This is a genomic window from Fervidicoccus fontis Kam940 (assembly GCF_000258425.1).
Classification (GTDB): Archaea; Thermoproteota; Thermoprotei_A; order Sulfolobales; family Fervidicoccaceae; genus Fervidicoccus; species Fervidicoccus fontis.
The window spans coordinates 628,187-643,704 of sequence record NC_017461.1; the positions used below are offsets into that span (position 1 = coordinate 628,187).

The 15,518-nt window shown below is 44.5% G+C and carries 23 protein-coding genes and 1 pseudogene; 10 read left to right on the forward strand and 14 right to left on the reverse strand.

Going from position 1 to position 15,518, the window contains the following annotated elements; translation table 11 throughout:
- Positions 1–62 precede the first annotated feature (62 nt).
- Genes FFONT_RS07210 through FFONT_RS03285 form a run of 3 tightly spaced genes read right to left on the reverse strand, consistent with a single transcriptional unit; the run spans position 63 to position 483 of the window.
- On the reverse strand, positions 63–194 hold the full coding sequence (locus FFONT_RS07210; RefSeq protein ID WP_014557804.1) for a PolB1-binding protein PBP2 family protein: 132 nt from the start codon (positions 192–194) through the stop codon (positions 63–65).
- A 12-nt stretch (positions 195–206) separates the two neighbouring features.
- Positions 207–329 (reverse strand): hypothetical protein, encoded by a 123-nt coding sequence (locus tag FFONT_RS07215; protein ID WP_014557805.1) that lies wholly within the window; start codon positions 327–329, stop codon positions 207–209.
- A complete protein-coding gene (locus tag FFONT_RS03285; protein ID WP_014557806.1) occupies positions 301–483 on the reverse strand; it encodes a ribbon-helix-helix domain-containing protein in 183 nt (60 codons plus the stop codon). Before FFONT_RS03285 ends, FFONT_RS07215 begins: the two co-directional genes overlap by 29 nt.
- 29 nt (positions 484–512) lie before the next feature.
- Between FFONT_RS03285 and FFONT_RS03290 the strand changes: the two genes are divergently transcribed.
- The 6 genes and pseudogenes from FFONT_RS03290 to FFONT_RS07225 all read left to right on the forward strand — a co-directional run bounded on the left by FFONT_RS03290 (position 513) and on the right by FFONT_RS07225 (position 3,123).
- Positions 513–1,241 (forward strand): tRNA(Phe) 7-((3-amino-3-carboxypropyl)-4-demethylwyosine(37)-N(4))-methyltransferase, encoded by a 729-nt coding sequence (locus tag FFONT_RS03290; RefSeq protein WP_244403686.1) that lies wholly within the window; start codon positions 513–515, stop codon positions 1,239–1,241.
- A gap of 3 nt (positions 1,242–1,244) precedes the next feature.
- A complete protein-coding gene (locus FFONT_RS03295) occupies positions 1,245–1,448 on the forward strand; it encodes a hypothetical protein (protein ID WP_148683592.1) in 204 nt (67 codons plus the stop codon).
- Positions 1,449–1,460: 12 nt separating this feature from the next.
- Positions 1,461–1,877 (forward strand): AIR synthase related protein, encoded by a 417-nt coding sequence (locus tag FFONT_RS03300; protein WP_148683593.1) that lies wholly within the window; start codon positions 1,461–1,463, stop codon positions 1,875–1,877.
- Between the two features lie 12 nt (positions 1,878–1,889).
- Complete coding sequence (locus FFONT_RS03305) at positions 1,890–2,198, forward strand: AIR synthase-related protein (RefSeq protein ID WP_148683594.1); 309 nt, start codon at positions 1,890–1,892, stop codon at positions 2,196–2,198.
- Between the two features lie 75 nt (positions 2,199–2,273).
- A pseudogene (locus tag FFONT_RS07290) lies at positions 2,274–2,597 on the forward strand (UbiA family prenyltransferase); the annotation flags it as partial.
- A 40-nt stretch (positions 2,598–2,637) separates the two neighbouring features.
- Complete coding sequence (locus tag FFONT_RS07225) at positions 2,638–3,123, forward strand: UbiA family prenyltransferase (protein WP_280101545.1); 486 nt, start codon at positions 2,638–2,640, stop codon at positions 3,121–3,123.
- A gap of 39 nt (positions 3,124–3,162) precedes the next feature.
- Here the strand turns inward: FFONT_RS07225 and FFONT_RS03320 are convergent, their stop codons facing one another.
- From FFONT_RS03320 to FFONT_RS03350, 7 genes are all read right to left on the reverse strand, one after another.
- A complete protein-coding gene (locus FFONT_RS03320; RefSeq protein WP_014557810.1) occupies positions 3,163–3,636 on the reverse strand; it encodes a (2Fe-2S)-binding protein in 474 nt (157 codons plus the stop codon).
- A 6-nt stretch (positions 3,637–3,642) separates the two neighbouring features.
- Entirely contained in the window at positions 3,643–4,527 is an 885-nt protein-coding gene (locus tag FFONT_RS03325; RefSeq protein ID WP_014557811.1) for an FAD binding domain-containing protein, read from the reverse strand.
- Positions 4,528–4,533: 6 nt separating this feature from the next.
- Complete coding sequence (locus tag FFONT_RS03330; RefSeq protein WP_014557812.1) at positions 4,534–4,932, reverse strand: molybdopterin cofactor-binding domain-containing protein; 399 nt, start codon at positions 4,930–4,932, stop codon at positions 4,534–4,536.
- A 289-nt stretch (positions 4,933–5,221) separates the two neighbouring features.
- The gene (locus FFONT_RS03335; protein ID WP_148683595.1) at positions 5,222–5,386 is read right to left on the reverse strand and encodes a helix-turn-helix domain-containing protein; all 165 of its coding nucleotides are present in this window, start codon (positions 5,384–5,386) and stop codon (positions 5,222–5,224) included.
- Between the two features lie 168 nt (positions 5,387–5,554).
- Entirely contained in the window at positions 5,555–5,743 is a 189-nt protein-coding gene (locus FFONT_RS07230) for a Glu/Leu/Phe/Val dehydrogenase dimerization domain-containing protein (protein WP_014557815.1), read from the reverse strand.
- A 207-nt stretch (positions 5,744–5,950) separates the two neighbouring features.
- Positions 5,951–7,147 (reverse strand): MalY/PatB family protein, encoded by a 1,197-nt coding sequence (locus tag FFONT_RS03345; protein ID WP_014557816.1) that lies wholly within the window; start codon positions 7,145–7,147, stop codon positions 5,951–5,953.
- A gap of 483 nt (positions 7,148–7,630) precedes the next feature.
- On the reverse strand, positions 7,631–7,918 hold the full coding sequence (locus FFONT_RS03350) for a DUF5320 domain-containing protein (RefSeq protein WP_148683596.1): 288 nt from the start codon (positions 7,916–7,918) through the stop codon (positions 7,631–7,633).
- A 187-nt stretch (positions 7,919–8,105) separates the two neighbouring features.
- Between FFONT_RS03350 and FFONT_RS03355 the strand changes: the two genes are divergently transcribed.
- The 4 genes from FFONT_RS03355 (at position 8,106) to FFONT_RS03370 (ending at position 12,786) form a co-directional block, all read left to right on the forward strand.
- Positions 8,106–10,046 carry a hypothetical protein gene (locus tag FFONT_RS03355; protein ID WP_014557819.1) on the forward strand — a complete coding sequence of 647 codons (1,941 nt, stop codon included), beginning with the start codon at positions 8,106–8,108 and terminating at the stop codon, positions 10,044–10,046.
- A gap of 87 nt (positions 10,047–10,133) precedes the next feature.
- Complete coding sequence (locus tag FFONT_RS03360; RefSeq protein ID WP_014557820.1) at positions 10,134–11,063, forward strand: glycosyltransferase; 930 nt, start codon at positions 10,134–10,136, stop codon at positions 11,061–11,063.
- A gap of 58 nt (positions 11,064–11,121) precedes the next feature.
- Entirely contained in the window at positions 11,122–11,610 is a 489-nt protein-coding gene (locus FFONT_RS03365; protein WP_014557821.1) for a hypothetical protein, read from the forward strand.
- 48 nt (positions 11,611–11,658) lie between these two features.
- Positions 11,659–12,786: a glycosyltransferase gene (locus FFONT_RS03370; protein WP_148683597.1), complete on the forward strand. Its 1,128-nt coding sequence runs from the start codon at positions 11,659–11,661 to the stop codon at positions 12,784–12,786.
- Positions 12,787–12,802: 16 nt separating this feature from the next.
- On the opposite strand, the gene FFONT_RS03375 is transcribed toward FFONT_RS03370, so the two are convergent.
- The 4 genes from FFONT_RS03375 to FFONT_RS03390 form a co-directional block, all read right to left on the reverse strand.
- Positions 12,803–13,147, reverse strand: coding sequence for a NifB/NifX family molybdenum-iron cluster-binding protein (locus FFONT_RS03375; RefSeq protein ID WP_158308301.1), 345 nt, complete (start codon positions 13,145–13,147; stop codon positions 12,803–12,805).
- A 64-nt stretch (positions 13,148–13,211) separates the two neighbouring features.
- Positions 13,212–14,183: a nucleotide-binding protein gene (locus FFONT_RS03380; protein ID WP_014557824.1), complete on the reverse strand. Its 972-nt coding sequence runs from the start codon at positions 14,181–14,183 to the stop codon at positions 13,212–13,214.
- 11 nt (positions 14,184–14,194) lie between these two features.
- Positions 14,195–15,082, reverse strand: coding sequence for a nucleotide-binding protein (locus FFONT_RS03385; protein ID WP_014557825.1), 888 nt, complete (start codon positions 15,080–15,082; stop codon positions 14,195–14,197).
- Positions 15,072–15,488, reverse strand: coding sequence for a hypothetical protein (locus tag FFONT_RS03390; RefSeq protein ID WP_148683599.1), 417 nt, complete (start codon positions 15,486–15,488; stop codon positions 15,072–15,074). Before FFONT_RS03390 ends, FFONT_RS03385 begins: the two co-directional genes overlap by 11 nt.
- Positions 15,489–15,518: the final 30 nt, after the last annotated feature.

Sequence of the window (15,518 nt, forward strand, 5' to 3'; positions counted from 1 at the left end):
ACCTTTTAGAGAACCTCTCTTGTCATTTGAAAAGCGGAAAATGGATTCGGAAAGGGAAGGGATCAGCTCCTGGGGAACTTCTTCCTGGATAGGTTGTAGCAGCCGCTCCCCCTCTCAATATATCCCTTCTCTATCAAGGACTCTATTATTCTCCTGGGCTCCTTAAGGCCCATTATACTCTCAAGCTCTCTCACAGCAAGTATCTCTCATACAGAAACATTACTCATGAAGTATGTGAGCACTTTGTACTCTTCATCGCTGAGGTCTGGATATTGCTTCCTCCTATCGCCCATCTGCCTTCTATCTTCGAACGGCACTTTCCTGTTCATCTCCTCTCTGCTTTGAGCTCAAGAGGAGACCTATGGCATACCTTATCGCGTCGCTCCTGCTCTCAAAGTGACCTCTGTTGACCAGATCATCTATTTCTTGGGCCATTTCGATCGGGATCTTGCATGTTATCAGAGATGTTCCAATTCTCCCCATTTGAACTTTCACCAAGATATGCATTTCGTATGCTTAGGTTTTTAAAACAAAGCTCATCATCATTTCCCGAGCCTAAAGTTTTTTCCTCGAAGAAAGCGGGTGGATTGAAAAATCTTATTTTTTGGATATCCGCTATTTCCATAAGTTGTGAAACATTCAGATGTGAGATCGGAGATGCGGAAATGGCGGATCCTTGGGAGAGGAGGAAGTCGGCTTTCCTCGAGAGGATAAAGAGAGATAGAGAGATCGGCTATCTTGACCCAGGAATAGAGGAGACGCTCGACCTCATAAACTCGAGGGAGAAGAGCTACACAACCTCCTCCTGCAGTGGCAGGATCTCCGCAGTAGACTCCGAGTTCCCATGGAAGAGGGACGATGAGCACCCAATCTTCAAGAAGCACGCTCCAATTACTGAGGAAGAGCTGGAGGACTTTCTCAAGGTAGAGCCGAAGGACATCATTTGGCTGATAGTGAGCGGACCTATACTGCACATATGCTGCAGGGATATAGAAGAGGCGAGGGAGATGCTGAGGGTGGCGAGGCAGGCTGGGTTCAAGCATTCGGGCATAATGAGCATATCCGAGGACTGCTTCATGGTGGAGCTCATAAGTGGGACTCAGCTCTTTCTCCCGCTGAAGAGCAGGACAAAGCTATTTATAGAAGCAGGCTCCATGAATGATATCCTGTTTCTCGTCAACGAATCCCTCTCGGAAGGGAGAAATAGGCTGAAGAGGCTCAACGAGGCTCTGAGGGCGTGAAAGATGGATGGGAAGAGGCTTTCCGATTTGGGAGAGGTCGAGGCTATAAGGAGGATCCTGAGGACCCTCGAACCAGTTATGGTCGAGGATCCCTGCCTCCCGATAGATGATGATGTCCAGGCGATCGATGGTTGCAGAATCGCTGTTAAGATAGATGGATATAGTGAGAGAGCGAGCAGATATCAATGGGAAGATCCAAGTGACTGAGGATGGAGGGCTATAACTGGACCCATAAGCGACCTCTCTGCGAAGGGATATAGAGCTGTGGGAATAGTCTACAGCCTAGGGATCCCAAAGGAAGAGAGCTTCGATAAGGTCAAGAAGATAGTCAGGGGCATCAGAGAAGCCCTTGAGCACTATGGTATTCCGTTCTTGGGAGGAGATCTGAACTCGAGCGGCAGTGAGACATGGATAGATGTAGCGGCTGTAGGGATCCTCTCATCTCCCTCTCCAGTCTCCAGGAGAGGAGCTAAGCCGGGTGAGAGCGTCTACACCACGATGCTGAATGGATACGGGAAGCCGGGTCTCCTATACAAGTTCTATGTCGAGGGGGCTTGGCAGAAAGTTTCCCCGAAGCTGCTCAAGTTCAGGCCAAGGGCAGTAATGAGATTTCCAGAGCTACTCTCATCTCTGTGAGTGAGCTCCTCGATGGACTCGAGCGACGGACTGGTGAAGACGCTCAAAGCTATGGCCGAGGGGAGCAAGGTATCAATAGAGCTGGAGAAGTTGCCCGTAACGAAGCAAACGAGGAAGATATTGAGGATGCATGGTGTAGACGTGGAGCATGCGGTGCTTTTCGGAGGGGAGGAGTACGAAGTTGTCTTCACAAGCAGCGAGGATGAGAACGAGGTGATGGGCTCATGCAGGGAGAAGGGGATCAGGTGCATGAAGATAGGGAAGGTTCTCAGGGGGAGAGGGAAGGTATACTTCAGGGGAAAGGAGCTGGTGGGGGGATGAGATCAGTTCAGAGGTCACGAATCTCCTTGAGCCAATTCGCCTTCCAGGCAAAGCCTCCGGTGTGAAAAAATGAAGATGAAGGCGATATTCGCAGATCTCTTCAAGCCGATCCAAACTGCTTTCCTAGTGCTCTCGGGGCTCATAAGCTACACTGTTTCTTCCGATGGCTCTCCCGATTGGAGAGTTCTCTTAATGCTGACTTTTTCTCTGTACTTCACTATTTCTGGGACGACGGGGCTCAACATGTACTTAGACAGGGACATCGATTCCATGATGGAGAGGACGAAGAAGAGAGCTTTACCCTCGAGAAAGCTGAATGAGGGGGATGCAGTATACGCTTCAGCGCTCTTCCTCTCCATAGGGCTATTGCTCTTTGCATCAATAAACTGGGGCGTCTTCATCGCGGGTCTCCTTGGAGCGATTGTAGACTTAGCGATCTATACGAGGATGCTCAAGAGGAGGACCCCCCCTCAACGTCATTTTCGGGAGCATAGCTGGGGGAATGCCCGCGCTGGGGGGTTGGCTCGCACACCCCAGCTCCCCCATAATAGGAGGGATCCTCATAGCCTCTCTAGTTGCCCTATGGTCTCTGAACCACATATGGTTCATAGCCTCATACTATTCGGAGGACTACATAAGGGCCAGAGTCCCCATGCTCCCCGTAGTTGCGGGTAGGAATGCTACTGGGAATGCTTCTGGGACCGTAGTTCTTGCGATGATCATCATTGTGACATCGATGTGGATGGTGGGGATCCTGAAGTTCTGGACTCTCATCATTCTCTTTGCATATATGACATACATGCTCTTCCTTCAATTCAAATATATGAGAAGTGGGGAAAGAGCCATTGCGAAGCGGATATTCAGGGGATACACAGCCTTCCTTGGAATAGCTATGGTGCTCATGCTCCTAAGTGCTCTGCTCTGAGAAAGAATTGAATTTAAAAAAAGAGTTTTGAGTAGAATGCTACTGCTTCCTGTAGTACTTCGCCGCATCCATCACGGCATCTATTATCTGCTTGTAGCCAGTGCACCTGCACAGTATGCCGCTGAGGAACTCCTTGACCTCTTCTCTAGTTGGGTTCGGGTTCTTCTGCAGGAAGTAGTGTGTTGCCACGACGAAGGCTGGAGTGCAGAAGCCGCACTGGAAGGCTCCATGCTCTATGAACGCCTTCTGCACGGGCGCTAGCTCTCCGTCTCTGCTTATCCCTGCGGCTGTCACAACTTCCCCTCCATCTGCCTCCACTCCGAGCACCATGCATGATTTCACTGGTCTCCCGTTGAAGAGCACCGTGCAGAGGCCGCATTCGCCCTTCCAGCACGCAGCCTTCACACTCATCTCGCCGAGCCTATCTCTCAGGACTTCGAGCAAGGTCTCGTTGTCTTCCACTTCTACAGTCCTCATCCTTCCGTTCAACTTTAATGTGATCGTTCTTGCCATCTCACATCACCTCGAGAGCGTTTTGAAAGCCCTTATGGTTAGAACCTTGATCAGGTGCTTTCTGAACTCAGCGCTCGCATAGGGATCCTCTATGACATCTAGGCTGTTGGCCAGCTTCTCTGCTTCTTGCTCCAGGACATCGTCGATTCTCTCTGCCTTCTTGAGATTCTCCTCGAACTCCCTCGCCCTATACGGGAGCTGAGTCGCTGCTGTCACAACTAACCTCACGTCCCTCTTCCCCGGAGACCCTGCATTGGAGAGGAGCGCGGATAGGTTGACTATACCATACTCCGTCCTGGACTGGAGCTTTATATACGTCGATTTGCTCCCTGCAGGTGGCTCCTTGAATAGGATCTCGGTCACTATTTCTCCGGGAAAGAGCTGCGTCATGGCTGGTCCCAGCACCAGTCCATCAACTGGCAACCACCTCTCGCCCTCTAGACTCACTGCGTGGACTTCCGCATCGAATAGGACTGCTGGGCCTGACATGTCAACGTATGGGAGTCCTTCCAATATGTTCCCGACTATAGTTCCCCTGTTCCTCAGTATGGCATCTGCCATGTGCGATGCTGCCTCGTAGAGCGCTCTGAACTTTTCCCTAACTTCTGGGTTCTTCTCGAAGAACTCCAGGAGCTCATTCCCGGTCACTGTTGCCCCTATTAAGAGCCCCTTGCCTGGGACGTATTCTATCTTCTTCAGTTCTCCTATGCCCTTTATATCGACGATGTACTGAGCTTCCACGAGCCTCTCCTTCATGAAGCCTATGAGCCCAACTCCTCCGTTCATTACTTTTGCTGCATCTCCGTTCTCCTTCAAGAGCTTCAGAGCTTCCTCCAAGCTCTTCGGCCTCACATACTTGAACTCTGGAAGTGTTGTGTAAGGTGCGGACATCTCACTTCACCCCCTCCACTCCTTGAGAGCTTTCATCGCCTTCTCGATGAGGTCGGGTCTCTGCTGCCTTATCGCCTTCCATACCCTCTCATTGGTTATCGGGAGCTCGGTTATCTCGACTCCTGTCGCTCTTTGGATAGCGTTGGCAATCGCAGGTATCACGGCTATCATCACGTTCTCCGAGAAGCCCCTCGCTCCAAATGGAGCGTTGGCCTGGGGCGTCTCCAGGAACTTCACCCTTATGTCGTCTGGAACGTCCTTGGCTCTGGCTATGTAGTAGAAGCTGAAGTTGGGGTTAGCAACTCCGCCGGTGTCATCGAATATTATCTCCTCGAAGAGGGCCCTGCTCATACCCATGACGAGCCCTCCAATTGCCTGTCCAGTCGCAGTTAAGGGATTGATCACCCTTCCAACACAACGACTTTAACGGTTTTATGCTTCAAGTCCTTCTTAACGCCCCCCTCTCTGAGCTTCCTCAGAGCAGCTCTCAGCCTCCTACCCCCATTAACCCCGTATAGAGAAGACCACCTCTTCCGGATCCCAGTCCTCCTATAGACATAGCCCAATACAATTTTGGAAAAGTTGGCCACGATTGTTACGGCTTTGCTATTTCTATGATCATAGACCTGATGTTGTTCTCATTAATATCAACTCCATAAATATTCCGCACACCACTCATACTCTTAGTTTCAACTTACTTAAAGAATACAATATAGAGGTGTAGCCTGTCCCCAACAATCCTCCCCCTGCCATAGACGTTGACGGCCCTAATCCTCCCCTCAGCAATCCACCTGCGCAAAGTCCTATTGGCAATGCCGAGTATCTCACAAACCTTTCTAGTACTGTAATAGCGCTCCAAAGGCCTACAAAAATCTTAATAAACCTTTACACTTGAAACTGCTGTGAAACCCTCTGGGTGGTATGTTGAAAGAGCAAGTTCAGTCTTTTCCTGGAAAATCCTCAAAAATCCAGGAAAATCGCATAAAACCTAATAAAAACGCATAAATCCTAATAAATCCGCGGAAATCTAAGCTCTAAGGCAGTTCATTCTATTCCAAAAAACTCGATCCTTTACAACATCCTCAATGTGAAAATGGGATATATCAGTTTCAAGTGTTACCTCAGGGTGGAACCTTATGCCTCCTTTATAAGGTCCAAGCGCATTGTTGTACTGGACTCTATAACCTTCGAACACTTCTAGTTTGCCATTATCCATTCTAATGGGAATCTTTACCTGCATCGCTCTATCTGGCTTGCTGAAGAAACTTATGATTATCTGAGCAAGCCAGCTAGGTCTATTGATTTTTTAAATGATGTACCGCTCTATAGTAATTCCATTATTGATATTTACTATGCGATTCAGGAACCATATAAAATATGATCGAATGGAATTGACCTAAAAGTCGATTGATCTTTAAAGCTTCTATGCGAATCGAACGAGGCCTTCCTTATACCTCTTCACTGCATCTGCTATTTGTACTAGAGCCCTTTCGAGCATGGATCTAGGACATGCTATATTAATCCTCTCGAAGCCCTCGCCTCCGCTTCCAAATATGTATCCCTCATCGAGAGCAACCTTTGCAATATCTCGCATGAGCCTTTCAAGCTTTTTCGGATCTGACTCAACCTTTCTGAAGTCCATCCAAACGAGGTAGGTGCCCTCAGGCTCTATAACTTCAACTTCAGGCATGTTCTCCTCAACGAACCTCTTGAGAAAATCTAAGTTTCCCTTCAAGTAGTTCAGCATATCATTGAGCCAGCCCTCTCCTTCTCTGTACGCCGCCTTTACAGCTTCTTCTGCGAAAACATTAGGCTTAGAAATCCCCATTGCCTCGAGAGAGCTCCTGAACATCTCCCTCATCTTTCTGTTGGGAACTATTATGTTGGAAGCCTTTATTCCGGCTAAATTGAAGGTCTTCGAAGGAGAGGTGCACGTTATCGAGATATCTGCGAGTTCTTCTGAAATTGACGCGAAGTTCTTGAAAGATATTCCGGGATACCTTATATCAGAATGTATCTCATCCGAGACAACGATGAGGTTGTTTTCAATTGCAATCTCGCCCAACCTCTCAAGCTCTTCTTTCCTCCACACCCTCCCTACAGGATTGTGAGGATTGCATAGTATGATCATCCTAGCCCTTGGATCCTTCGCCTTCTCTTCCAGATCTCTGAAGTTCATTTCATACCTCTTGTCATGAAGAACGAGGGGGTTGGCAAGTATCCTCCTCCCATTGCTCTCCACAGATCTGAAGAACGGATAGTAGACGGGAGGCTGCACTATGATCTTATCCCCAGGATTGGTGAATGTAGCGATTGCTGTGCTTATCGCGGGTATTACCCCAGGTGTATACACGATCCACTCCCTCTTTATGCTCCATTTGTATCTCCTCTCAAACCAATTTACAACGGTCTCGTAGTATTCCTCTGTCAGATCGGTGTATCCGAAGATTCCATGCTCTGCCCTCTTAATAATTGCATCTATGACGGGCTTCGGAGATTGAAAGTCCATGTCTGCTATCCACATGGGAATTAGATCATCTGAACCGAAAGTCCTCGAAAGGAAGTCCCACTTTTCAGACCCGGTTCCCCTCCTCTCAACGATCTTATCAAAATTTGACATTTTCCTCGCCTTCTCCGTTTTAATATGAAGTTCTCAGTATAAATGTTTTTAATGAGAGAAATTTTTCCATGAAAAATTTATATTTAAATGTCTTTCTTAATATTAGAGGAATTTTCATGATGATGAAAAACTTAGTGATAGAAAACGTGAGGATATTTTCAAGCGAGAAAATGAGTCTTATTGAGAATGGGAGGATCGTGATCGAGGGAGGATAAAGGAAGCCTGAAGCGAGGGGAGCGTTGAAGCTCCTAAAGAGCATGAAGTTATAGACGGGAGAGGAGGGTTGCTCTCCCTAAGCTCATAGATGCTCACCTCCACATAACCGGAATGAGATAATTGCAGACATAATGCTGGTTAGAGAGAATTCACTTTTTAATGTAGGATCTCTACTGAACAGTGATAAAGTTGAGCTGTTGTGAAGGGAGGAGAGATCATAAAAAATAAGCTTAAAGAATGATTCAAAAAAGAATTGGTTTAGAAAAATTACTGTGTGCTCTTTTTCAGCTCCTCTATCCTCGCTTCTATATCCTTCTTAACATCTTCCAGGTACTTTCTCATATCCTCAAGGTACCTGAGCTCTGCGCTCTTATCAGCCCAAAAAGGTGCTACCGGATAAGGATAGCTCGAGCTATATGGATAGCCATAGTACCACCAGCACCATCCTCTCCCATACTTCCATCCAGGCCTCTCCCATGGAGGCAAATAGCTGAAAGGACCGTTACCCGGATAGGGGCTCCAACCTCTACCCCAGCCTCTACCCCACCATCCCATTTTTTCTCTCACCAATTATGAAATATGTTTCTAAAACTTTATAAACTTTTCTGCAAATTTTCGCTTAAAAATTTTGAAACATAGATTTTCAAAATTTCTGTAAAATATAAATAGCATCATATTGATCCTAGTATTTGTTCTCTAGCAATGATATCAATCATCTTTATAAAAAGCGAGAGGATGATGCATGGATGCTTCAGAGAGGATAAATATTTCTTTTGCGCTCTCTCTTTCAGCCTTTTTATCTTCGGCCTATGCGCTTGTTCATTTGCTCTTAACAGATAGCGCGGGAATATCCTTTGATTATGCTATATGGATTTCATTCTTTTTCTCGGTTCTCTCTACATATTTAGAAGTTAAGAAGTTCTTCACAAAGCCCCTTCCATCTACGATTCTTTTTGAGATCACGGGTTCTTTCCTTTCAATATCAGGCAGGATAGGATCAATAATAGCCAACAGGGTTTTCGAGGTAGGGTACTTTTTTCCTCTCTTCGGCTCTTATTACAATACCTTAGGAATAGAGCTCTCATTATTGGTCATAATAGGGTCTTTCCTCGTGTTCTTCCCCTCTCTTATACATGCAATAAAGGGGGATGTGATCTCTTTTTATAGCGAACCTAATATAGAGGTGTCTTTCTCGACGATAAAGCATTTTTGGGTGAATTCTGTTGCCTTTTTCTCGAATAGGCTGATCTTGATAGCCCTGATCTCTGGAGTATTTGCATTTCTCTTCAGATTCTACCCGGAAATAACATACGGATCTTGGCTTATTGGATGGGACACTCCAGAATATGTTGCCCACCTTGAGGACTTTGCAGCGAAGCTCAATCCATTCACAAGCTACTACTGGCAGGGAGGGATGAGGCACATACCTCCAATGCTGGACTTGCTTCTCTCTCCGTTTGCGCTTATTGGCAAGGCTTACGGGATCTTCAAAATTTATCCGAGCTTTGCATTTGGAGCTTTAGCATCGCTCTCTTCCATCATCGCATATAAGCTCTATAACGTAAAACCAAAAGGGGCAATTATCTCAGGGCTCTTCACATCGCTCTTCGTTTTAAATCTGAGGATCTCTTATGATTACCAAAGACAGCTGCTTGGTTCTGTATTCCTCTTATCTTTTCTTTTAGCAGCTGAAATGTGGAGGGATGATATAAGCATTTCAAAAGCTATTGCATTAGTTGCTTTAGGAGTCACCGCGTCAATGAGCCATGAGGTTGTAGGATTCGCAGTATTCGTCTCTTCAATAGCTCTCTTTTTGGTCTCTTTTAAGAGCAGATCGCTTTATGGAGCAGCTTCTTCTTTATTGATTGCAGTATCTTCATTTTTCCTTGAAGCCTGGTACTGGAGTGGGGTTGTAAGCTACGCTCCGAGCATTGGTTACCTTCCTGTGGGAATTGTCCCCTCCTCTTATGGTATCGATGCCCCACTTGTTTTGAGCTATTTGATTGCGGGAATGGGCATTGCGATCCCCTTCTCTCTGTATACGATGAACAAGCATCCCAAGCTGCTGATAAACGTATCGACAATTGCACTCTTGCTAGCGGGAATTTCTCCTCTTTTAGCTCCATCTACAAGCGTCACCACTTGGTACAGGTTCTTAATAGGAGCTTCTCCTCTAGTCTCAACTCTCTCCGCTGTGGGAGCTGTTGAAAGCCTGAGGGATTGGAGGGCTCTCATCGCTTTCTTCGTCATATTCTCTCTTCCAGGCTTATCATTTGCATATGGCTACAACCTCTCCACATCATATACAAGAGAGCTTACCGAGTTCCCCTACGGATTGGTTCCAGCAAGCGCCGATTGTGGTTATTTGAATGTAGAAAAGTACTTCGAGGAGAACTACTCAAGCAAAGTTCCGATAATCGCGGATCCCGATATTGCTAGGTATGTCCATCTTGCTGTAAGAAATCCAACTCCAAGCGAACTTATTTGGTCGTATCCCTCTAACAGCACATTCTGTTATGCATCAAGCATATATAGTGAAGCTTTCGTTGTTACGAGGTATGATATTGCAAGTATGAATAGCATATGCATTTCAAGCTATACTTTGGAAGAGAACATCAAAGGGGTGGGATCATCTATATACATATACAAGATAAGTTTTGAAAATGAAACAAACAAAAGCTAGAAATAATTATACTCAATAAACTCACTTATTGAGATATAATATAAAATTTATTAGATGAACATCTATACAATAAATTGAGGGAAGTTGATGGAGACATGCGTTGTAATTACGACATATAAAAGAGCTTGGGCACTTCCATACTCTATTGCATCTCTGAAAGATCAGAGCATTCCTCCATCGAAGGTGGTATTTGTACTCAAACCTTCTGGAGATGAGAGCGAAAAGGTAATAGAGGAATGTGCGGAGGGCTTAAACTATGAGATTGTAATTCAAAATGAAGGAAATGTGGCAATGGCTGTAGAGCTTGGGATAAAAGCCTGCAAAGAGCATGATCTTATACTATTCCTTGATGATGATGCATTAGCTTCTAAAAACTGGATTGAAAAATATACGGAATTCTTTGAGAGGAATAAAAGTGCCGGAGGGGCTAGCGGGATTGTCTACAAAGCAGTGCTTGAAGATAATAAAGTTTCTCTAATCGATGAGCCTTTTTATGGAAAAGAAAATTATACGGTAAGAAGCGGTATTCATAGAAGACCATTGCCGGAATATAAAGATTACTGCGAATGGCTATCTACTTCTGGTCTTATAGGAACAAAACAATGCAATAGCAGTTTTATTCCATCAGTAATTTTAATCGGAGTAAACATGGCATTTAAGACAAATGCTGTTGAAAAATGTCCTTTAAGCGCACTGTATAAAAACAGTAGAAAGTGTCTGCATTATGAAGTAATGCTTAGTTATTGTGCAAAAAAGAAAGGATTCGAAACTTATAGGATAGTGGAAAAAGGTTTATCTCCTAAAGTTTACCACATCGCTAACGTAGAGAGTTTAACTAGGGGAAAAGGTTTATCTCATCAATTCTGGATTCAATATGATTTTTCGAAAGATTACTGGAGGCTGAGAAAGTTAGGAGCTAGAGTCAATTTTCTCCACTATTTGATCGCTATGGGGATAATAGCCAGAGGAAACCTATTTATAAAAATCCCAGCAACATTATATGCTATTGTAAAATAAACTGATGTGCAAATTTTTAATAAACAGATTTATTTTTGGAAGCTAACTAGCAATATTAGTGTCGTTTAAAAACTTTGAGGAGTTCAACAGCTTAAGGGTTATCGGAACTGAGGAATATGTCCTTGATGTAAATTTGCTAAAAAACGCATCAAGCGACATTTATTGGAGGATGACGTTTAAAAAATATTTGAAAGCATCGAAAAAGAAGGCACTGATTCGTTATTTAGATTCATTAAAAGAGGATGATTTAAGATTTTCAATCAGCGAGTTTTTGAGAGTTTTTCTTAGATTTTCTCTTAACACTCTTTTCTTATTCTTTCTCCTTCTTTTGCCCATTTCCTATTTTGCAAGCATAAAACTGTTCTATCTTCTCCTCTCAGCTGACATAATTAATTTGTTCGCTTTCCTATTGTACAAGAAAATGAAGGGATATCCGTTTTTGAAAGGCATCGTAAACAGAATAAAATTCATGATCTTTTCATTTTTAGTTTTTATATGGACTCCATATGCGTTGAGGGAGATCAGAAAGTTTTCAAAAAGTAGATAATCAACTTTAATTTTATAGTATAATAAACCTTGATAGCTGGTGAATATATTGAAGATCTGCATATTTTTTTCCACTCTCAATACCCTAGGAGGAGGAAATGTTGTTCTTGAAAGAATGATCGAGATCTCAAAAAAGCGAGGAGATTTTGTTACGCTGATCACAAATGAGCCAACAAATTGGGAAGGCCTTAATAGATATTATGCAAACGGCTTTCCCAAGCCTGACAGAGATCTACACGCGTTGCCAGTAAATGTCAACATCTTTGGAATTTACCTAAGGATCCTTCAGCCTCTCCATCCTTCCATGCAAAAGGACTGCGATCTCTATATTAATGCCCACGGAGACTTCATGCCCTTTCCGGTTGACGTAATTTATTTGCACTACCCAACTTTCTCAATGACTTCTGAGCAGTTTATGGATGTGAAATACAATAAATCTCTTTTCTGGAAAGCATACTTCATTCCGTATCAAAAAATTCAGGAAGCCATAGCCGGCCACTTCAAAAACTCCGGTATAATTTTAACGAACTCAAAATTTTCGCAAGATGCTATAAAGAGACACTTGGGAAAAGAGTCTTTCGTTATCCACCCTCCAGTTGATGTCTCGGACTTCATCCCAGCATCTAAGAATGAGGAGAGGGAGGACAAGGTAATAACGTGCGGGAGGTACTCTCCAGAGAAGAACTACGAGTTCGTTTTGAGGGTTGCCTCTCTCCTCCCAGAAATAAAATTCGAAATAATAGGTTCGGCGAAGGAAAAGGTCTCATATCAGTACTACAGCAAGCTTGTCAAGATGAAGGAGGAAATGAACCTGAAGAACGTCTCCCTATTAAAAGACCTCCCCAGAAAGGAGCAGGTTGAAAGGTACTCGAGGGCAAAGGTCTACTTCCATGCAATGAGGGGGGAGCACTTTGGGATTGCCCCTGTAGAAGGAATGGCGGCCGGATTGATTCCTGTGGTCCATAAAATAGGGGGTCCATGGACTGACATCGTTGATTATGGAAAGTATGGATTTGGATATGAGAGCCTGGAAGATGCGAAGCGAGCCATTGAAAAAGCTATAAACAACTATGAGAAGATGAAGGATTCTGTTGTTGAGAGATCGCAGTACTTCTCATCAGATAGGTTCGACAGAAAGTTCTCAATAGTTCTTGAAGCGTTTGAAAAAAATAAATAGAGAGCTTATTTTTATGTCAGATTCCGAGCTCCCTCTTAGCTATTTCGACAGCCTCCCTTACTTTAGTTCCCGCTGGAACTGTTATGCCTTTCACCTTTACTTCATCCAAGATGGCTTGGGCGTTTGGACCGAATGCGGGAGCTACCACAGCTTCAGCCCCTTCATCAATTACAGTTTGTATGATTTTAACAGCAGCTCCGCTCTCTGCATTTGCACCAGGATTGTCTATAGCCTTAACATCCAATATTCTTCCTTCATCCTCTAGCTCAACAAATACAATTTTTGGAGCCCTCGCAAATTTTGAAGCTACTATATCTTCTAATCCTCCACTTCCTTCACAAACAACAGCAATTTTGCGCATGCTATCACCAAAATACATATTTTGAAAGCTCATAAAAAACTATGAATATATACAAAAGGACTCTTTAAGCTTTCTCTCCAGGCTTGATGATAATCGGCACATATCTTGCAGGCTTAGAAGGCCTGTGAGACCTAGACCAGTCGCTCCACCCTCTGATTATCCTTTCCTCAACAATCCTTGCTATCTCAACGAGCGCCTTTGATGCGGGAGCTTCATTATACTGCTTGATGAGGGGCCTCATCTCAGCCATTGCTTTTGGAACGTGATCATCGTATGGCACCATCCCTATCACATCTATGTTCTCCTCTCTTGCATACTTAATTATTTCCTCAACGAATTCGCTGTTCATGTCGTATTTGTTAATTACAAGAGCTGAGGGAAGAGAGAACTGCTTAGCGATGGTATGTATCCTCTTCAGATCGCTCAAGCTTGCCGGAGTAGGCTCCGCTACGAGCAAAGCAACATTTGCTCCGGAGAGAGATGAGATGACCTGGCACCCTATTCCTGCGGCACTGTCCACTACAGATATTGTATTTTCTTTAGCCATAGCCTTAGCCCTGTTCTTTATTTCCGTTACTAGCCTTCCGCTGTTGGGCCTTCCAGGTGAGAGCTCCGAAGCCCAAAGAGGGAAACCGTACTTAGTATAGGAGAGCCTGATAACACCTCTGTTCACCCTCTTCCTTCTTATAGCCTTTTCAGGGCATGCGAGGGAGCATGTCAGGCATCCTTCACATATCATCGGATTTATATAGTACCTTCCTTCAACTAAGCTCACAGCACCGTATGTGCAGACATTGTGACATATCCCGCAGTTAACGCACCTGAAATAATCTATTTCTGAAACCCATGAGTCGGAATATGGCTCCTCCTTATCCCACCTCTCAACTTCAAATATTAGGTGGAGGTTTGGAGCGTCTGCATCAGCATCAACTGCTATGATATCATATCCTCTCTCTTTTAGGTACAGAATAAGCGTAGATGACAGAGTGCTCTTTCCTACTCCTCCCTTACCGCTCGCAACTGCTATTTCAAGCATTTTCCCACCTCTTAAACAACATCGAGTATTTCCTTAGCGATTGATCTGAAGATCTTAGAGATCTCGTGATCTGGATAGAATTCGACAATTGGGATCCCTCTTACATAAGCTTCAACGAGGTCTCTCGAATAGGGTATCTTTGCCTTTATTACTGCATTGTGCTTCTTCGCTATCTTCTCAGCTATGCTGTACATTTTCTCAGAAGATCCTATACCCCACCTGTTCACCAATACCCAAGCATCTATCCTGAGCTCATTCAGAACTTTGAGAATGAGCTCAAGGTCGTGAAGGCCTAAGGGGGTAGGCTCCGTCACAGCCAATGCTATCTTGGATCCCTCTAAAGCTGTAGATACGTGATTCGCGGTCCCAGCGCTCGTATCAATGACAAGGAGATCTCTTGAAAGGGAAATTGCCTTCTTCTTCGCTGGAAGGACAACTGGAGGAGTATGCTCTTCCCCCTCCCTAAGCATGCCTGTAACTAAAGTAAATTCGCAGTCTTTCAACCTCACCCTCGTGTAGTATATATAGCCTTCAACACGCTTCCCCTCAACTATAGCCTTCTCCGGACATGCGAAATAGCAAGCCCTGCAACCGCTACACAGCCTCGGGAGGACCATGGGCATCTTCTCCCTAGTCATTATTATCCCGCCTGTATCGCAAATCTTCGCACAGACCCCGCAACCTGTGCACTTCTTATAGTCTATGAATGGAAGCATTATCTCTACGGGCTCCTCGTTCTCAAGCTTAGCATTTAAAAGCAAGTGATCGTTTGGGGCCTCAACATCGAGATCTGCAAGGACCAATTCCCTCTCTCTAGCCAAAAGGGATGCGATATTAACTGCGACCATGCTCTTCCCTGTTCCCCCCTTACCCCCGGTAACTCCTATGCTACCCTTCATGAAATCCACCTCTCTTCAGAAGTTCAGGATAATGCGGATCCCTCACCACGATCCTGTTTAAGGAGATATCATCTAAGCTTCTGATCTCATCAAAAACCTTTTGGATTACATCTGAAACTTCGCGAGGCAATTCTACTTTCTCTTCGCATACATATTCAAAGCACTTTTTCTGCTCATTGATCTTTATGCACCTCTCGCTCCCATCCTTAATTCTCCTCTTTATTTCCTCTATTTCTGGAACTGCAAACCCTGCTTGGAACCCATCAACTTTAAACCTCAAGGCAATTGTGCCTTTTTCTTTAAGCATTTTCCAGTTTGCAAGAACAAGCATCCTGCTTATTCTGAAAGGAGAAGTGCAACCAGCTATGCTTAATATATATGCGACTGTATCCCTTATTGAGATCATTTTTATATCTCCCATAGACGTTAACTGCTC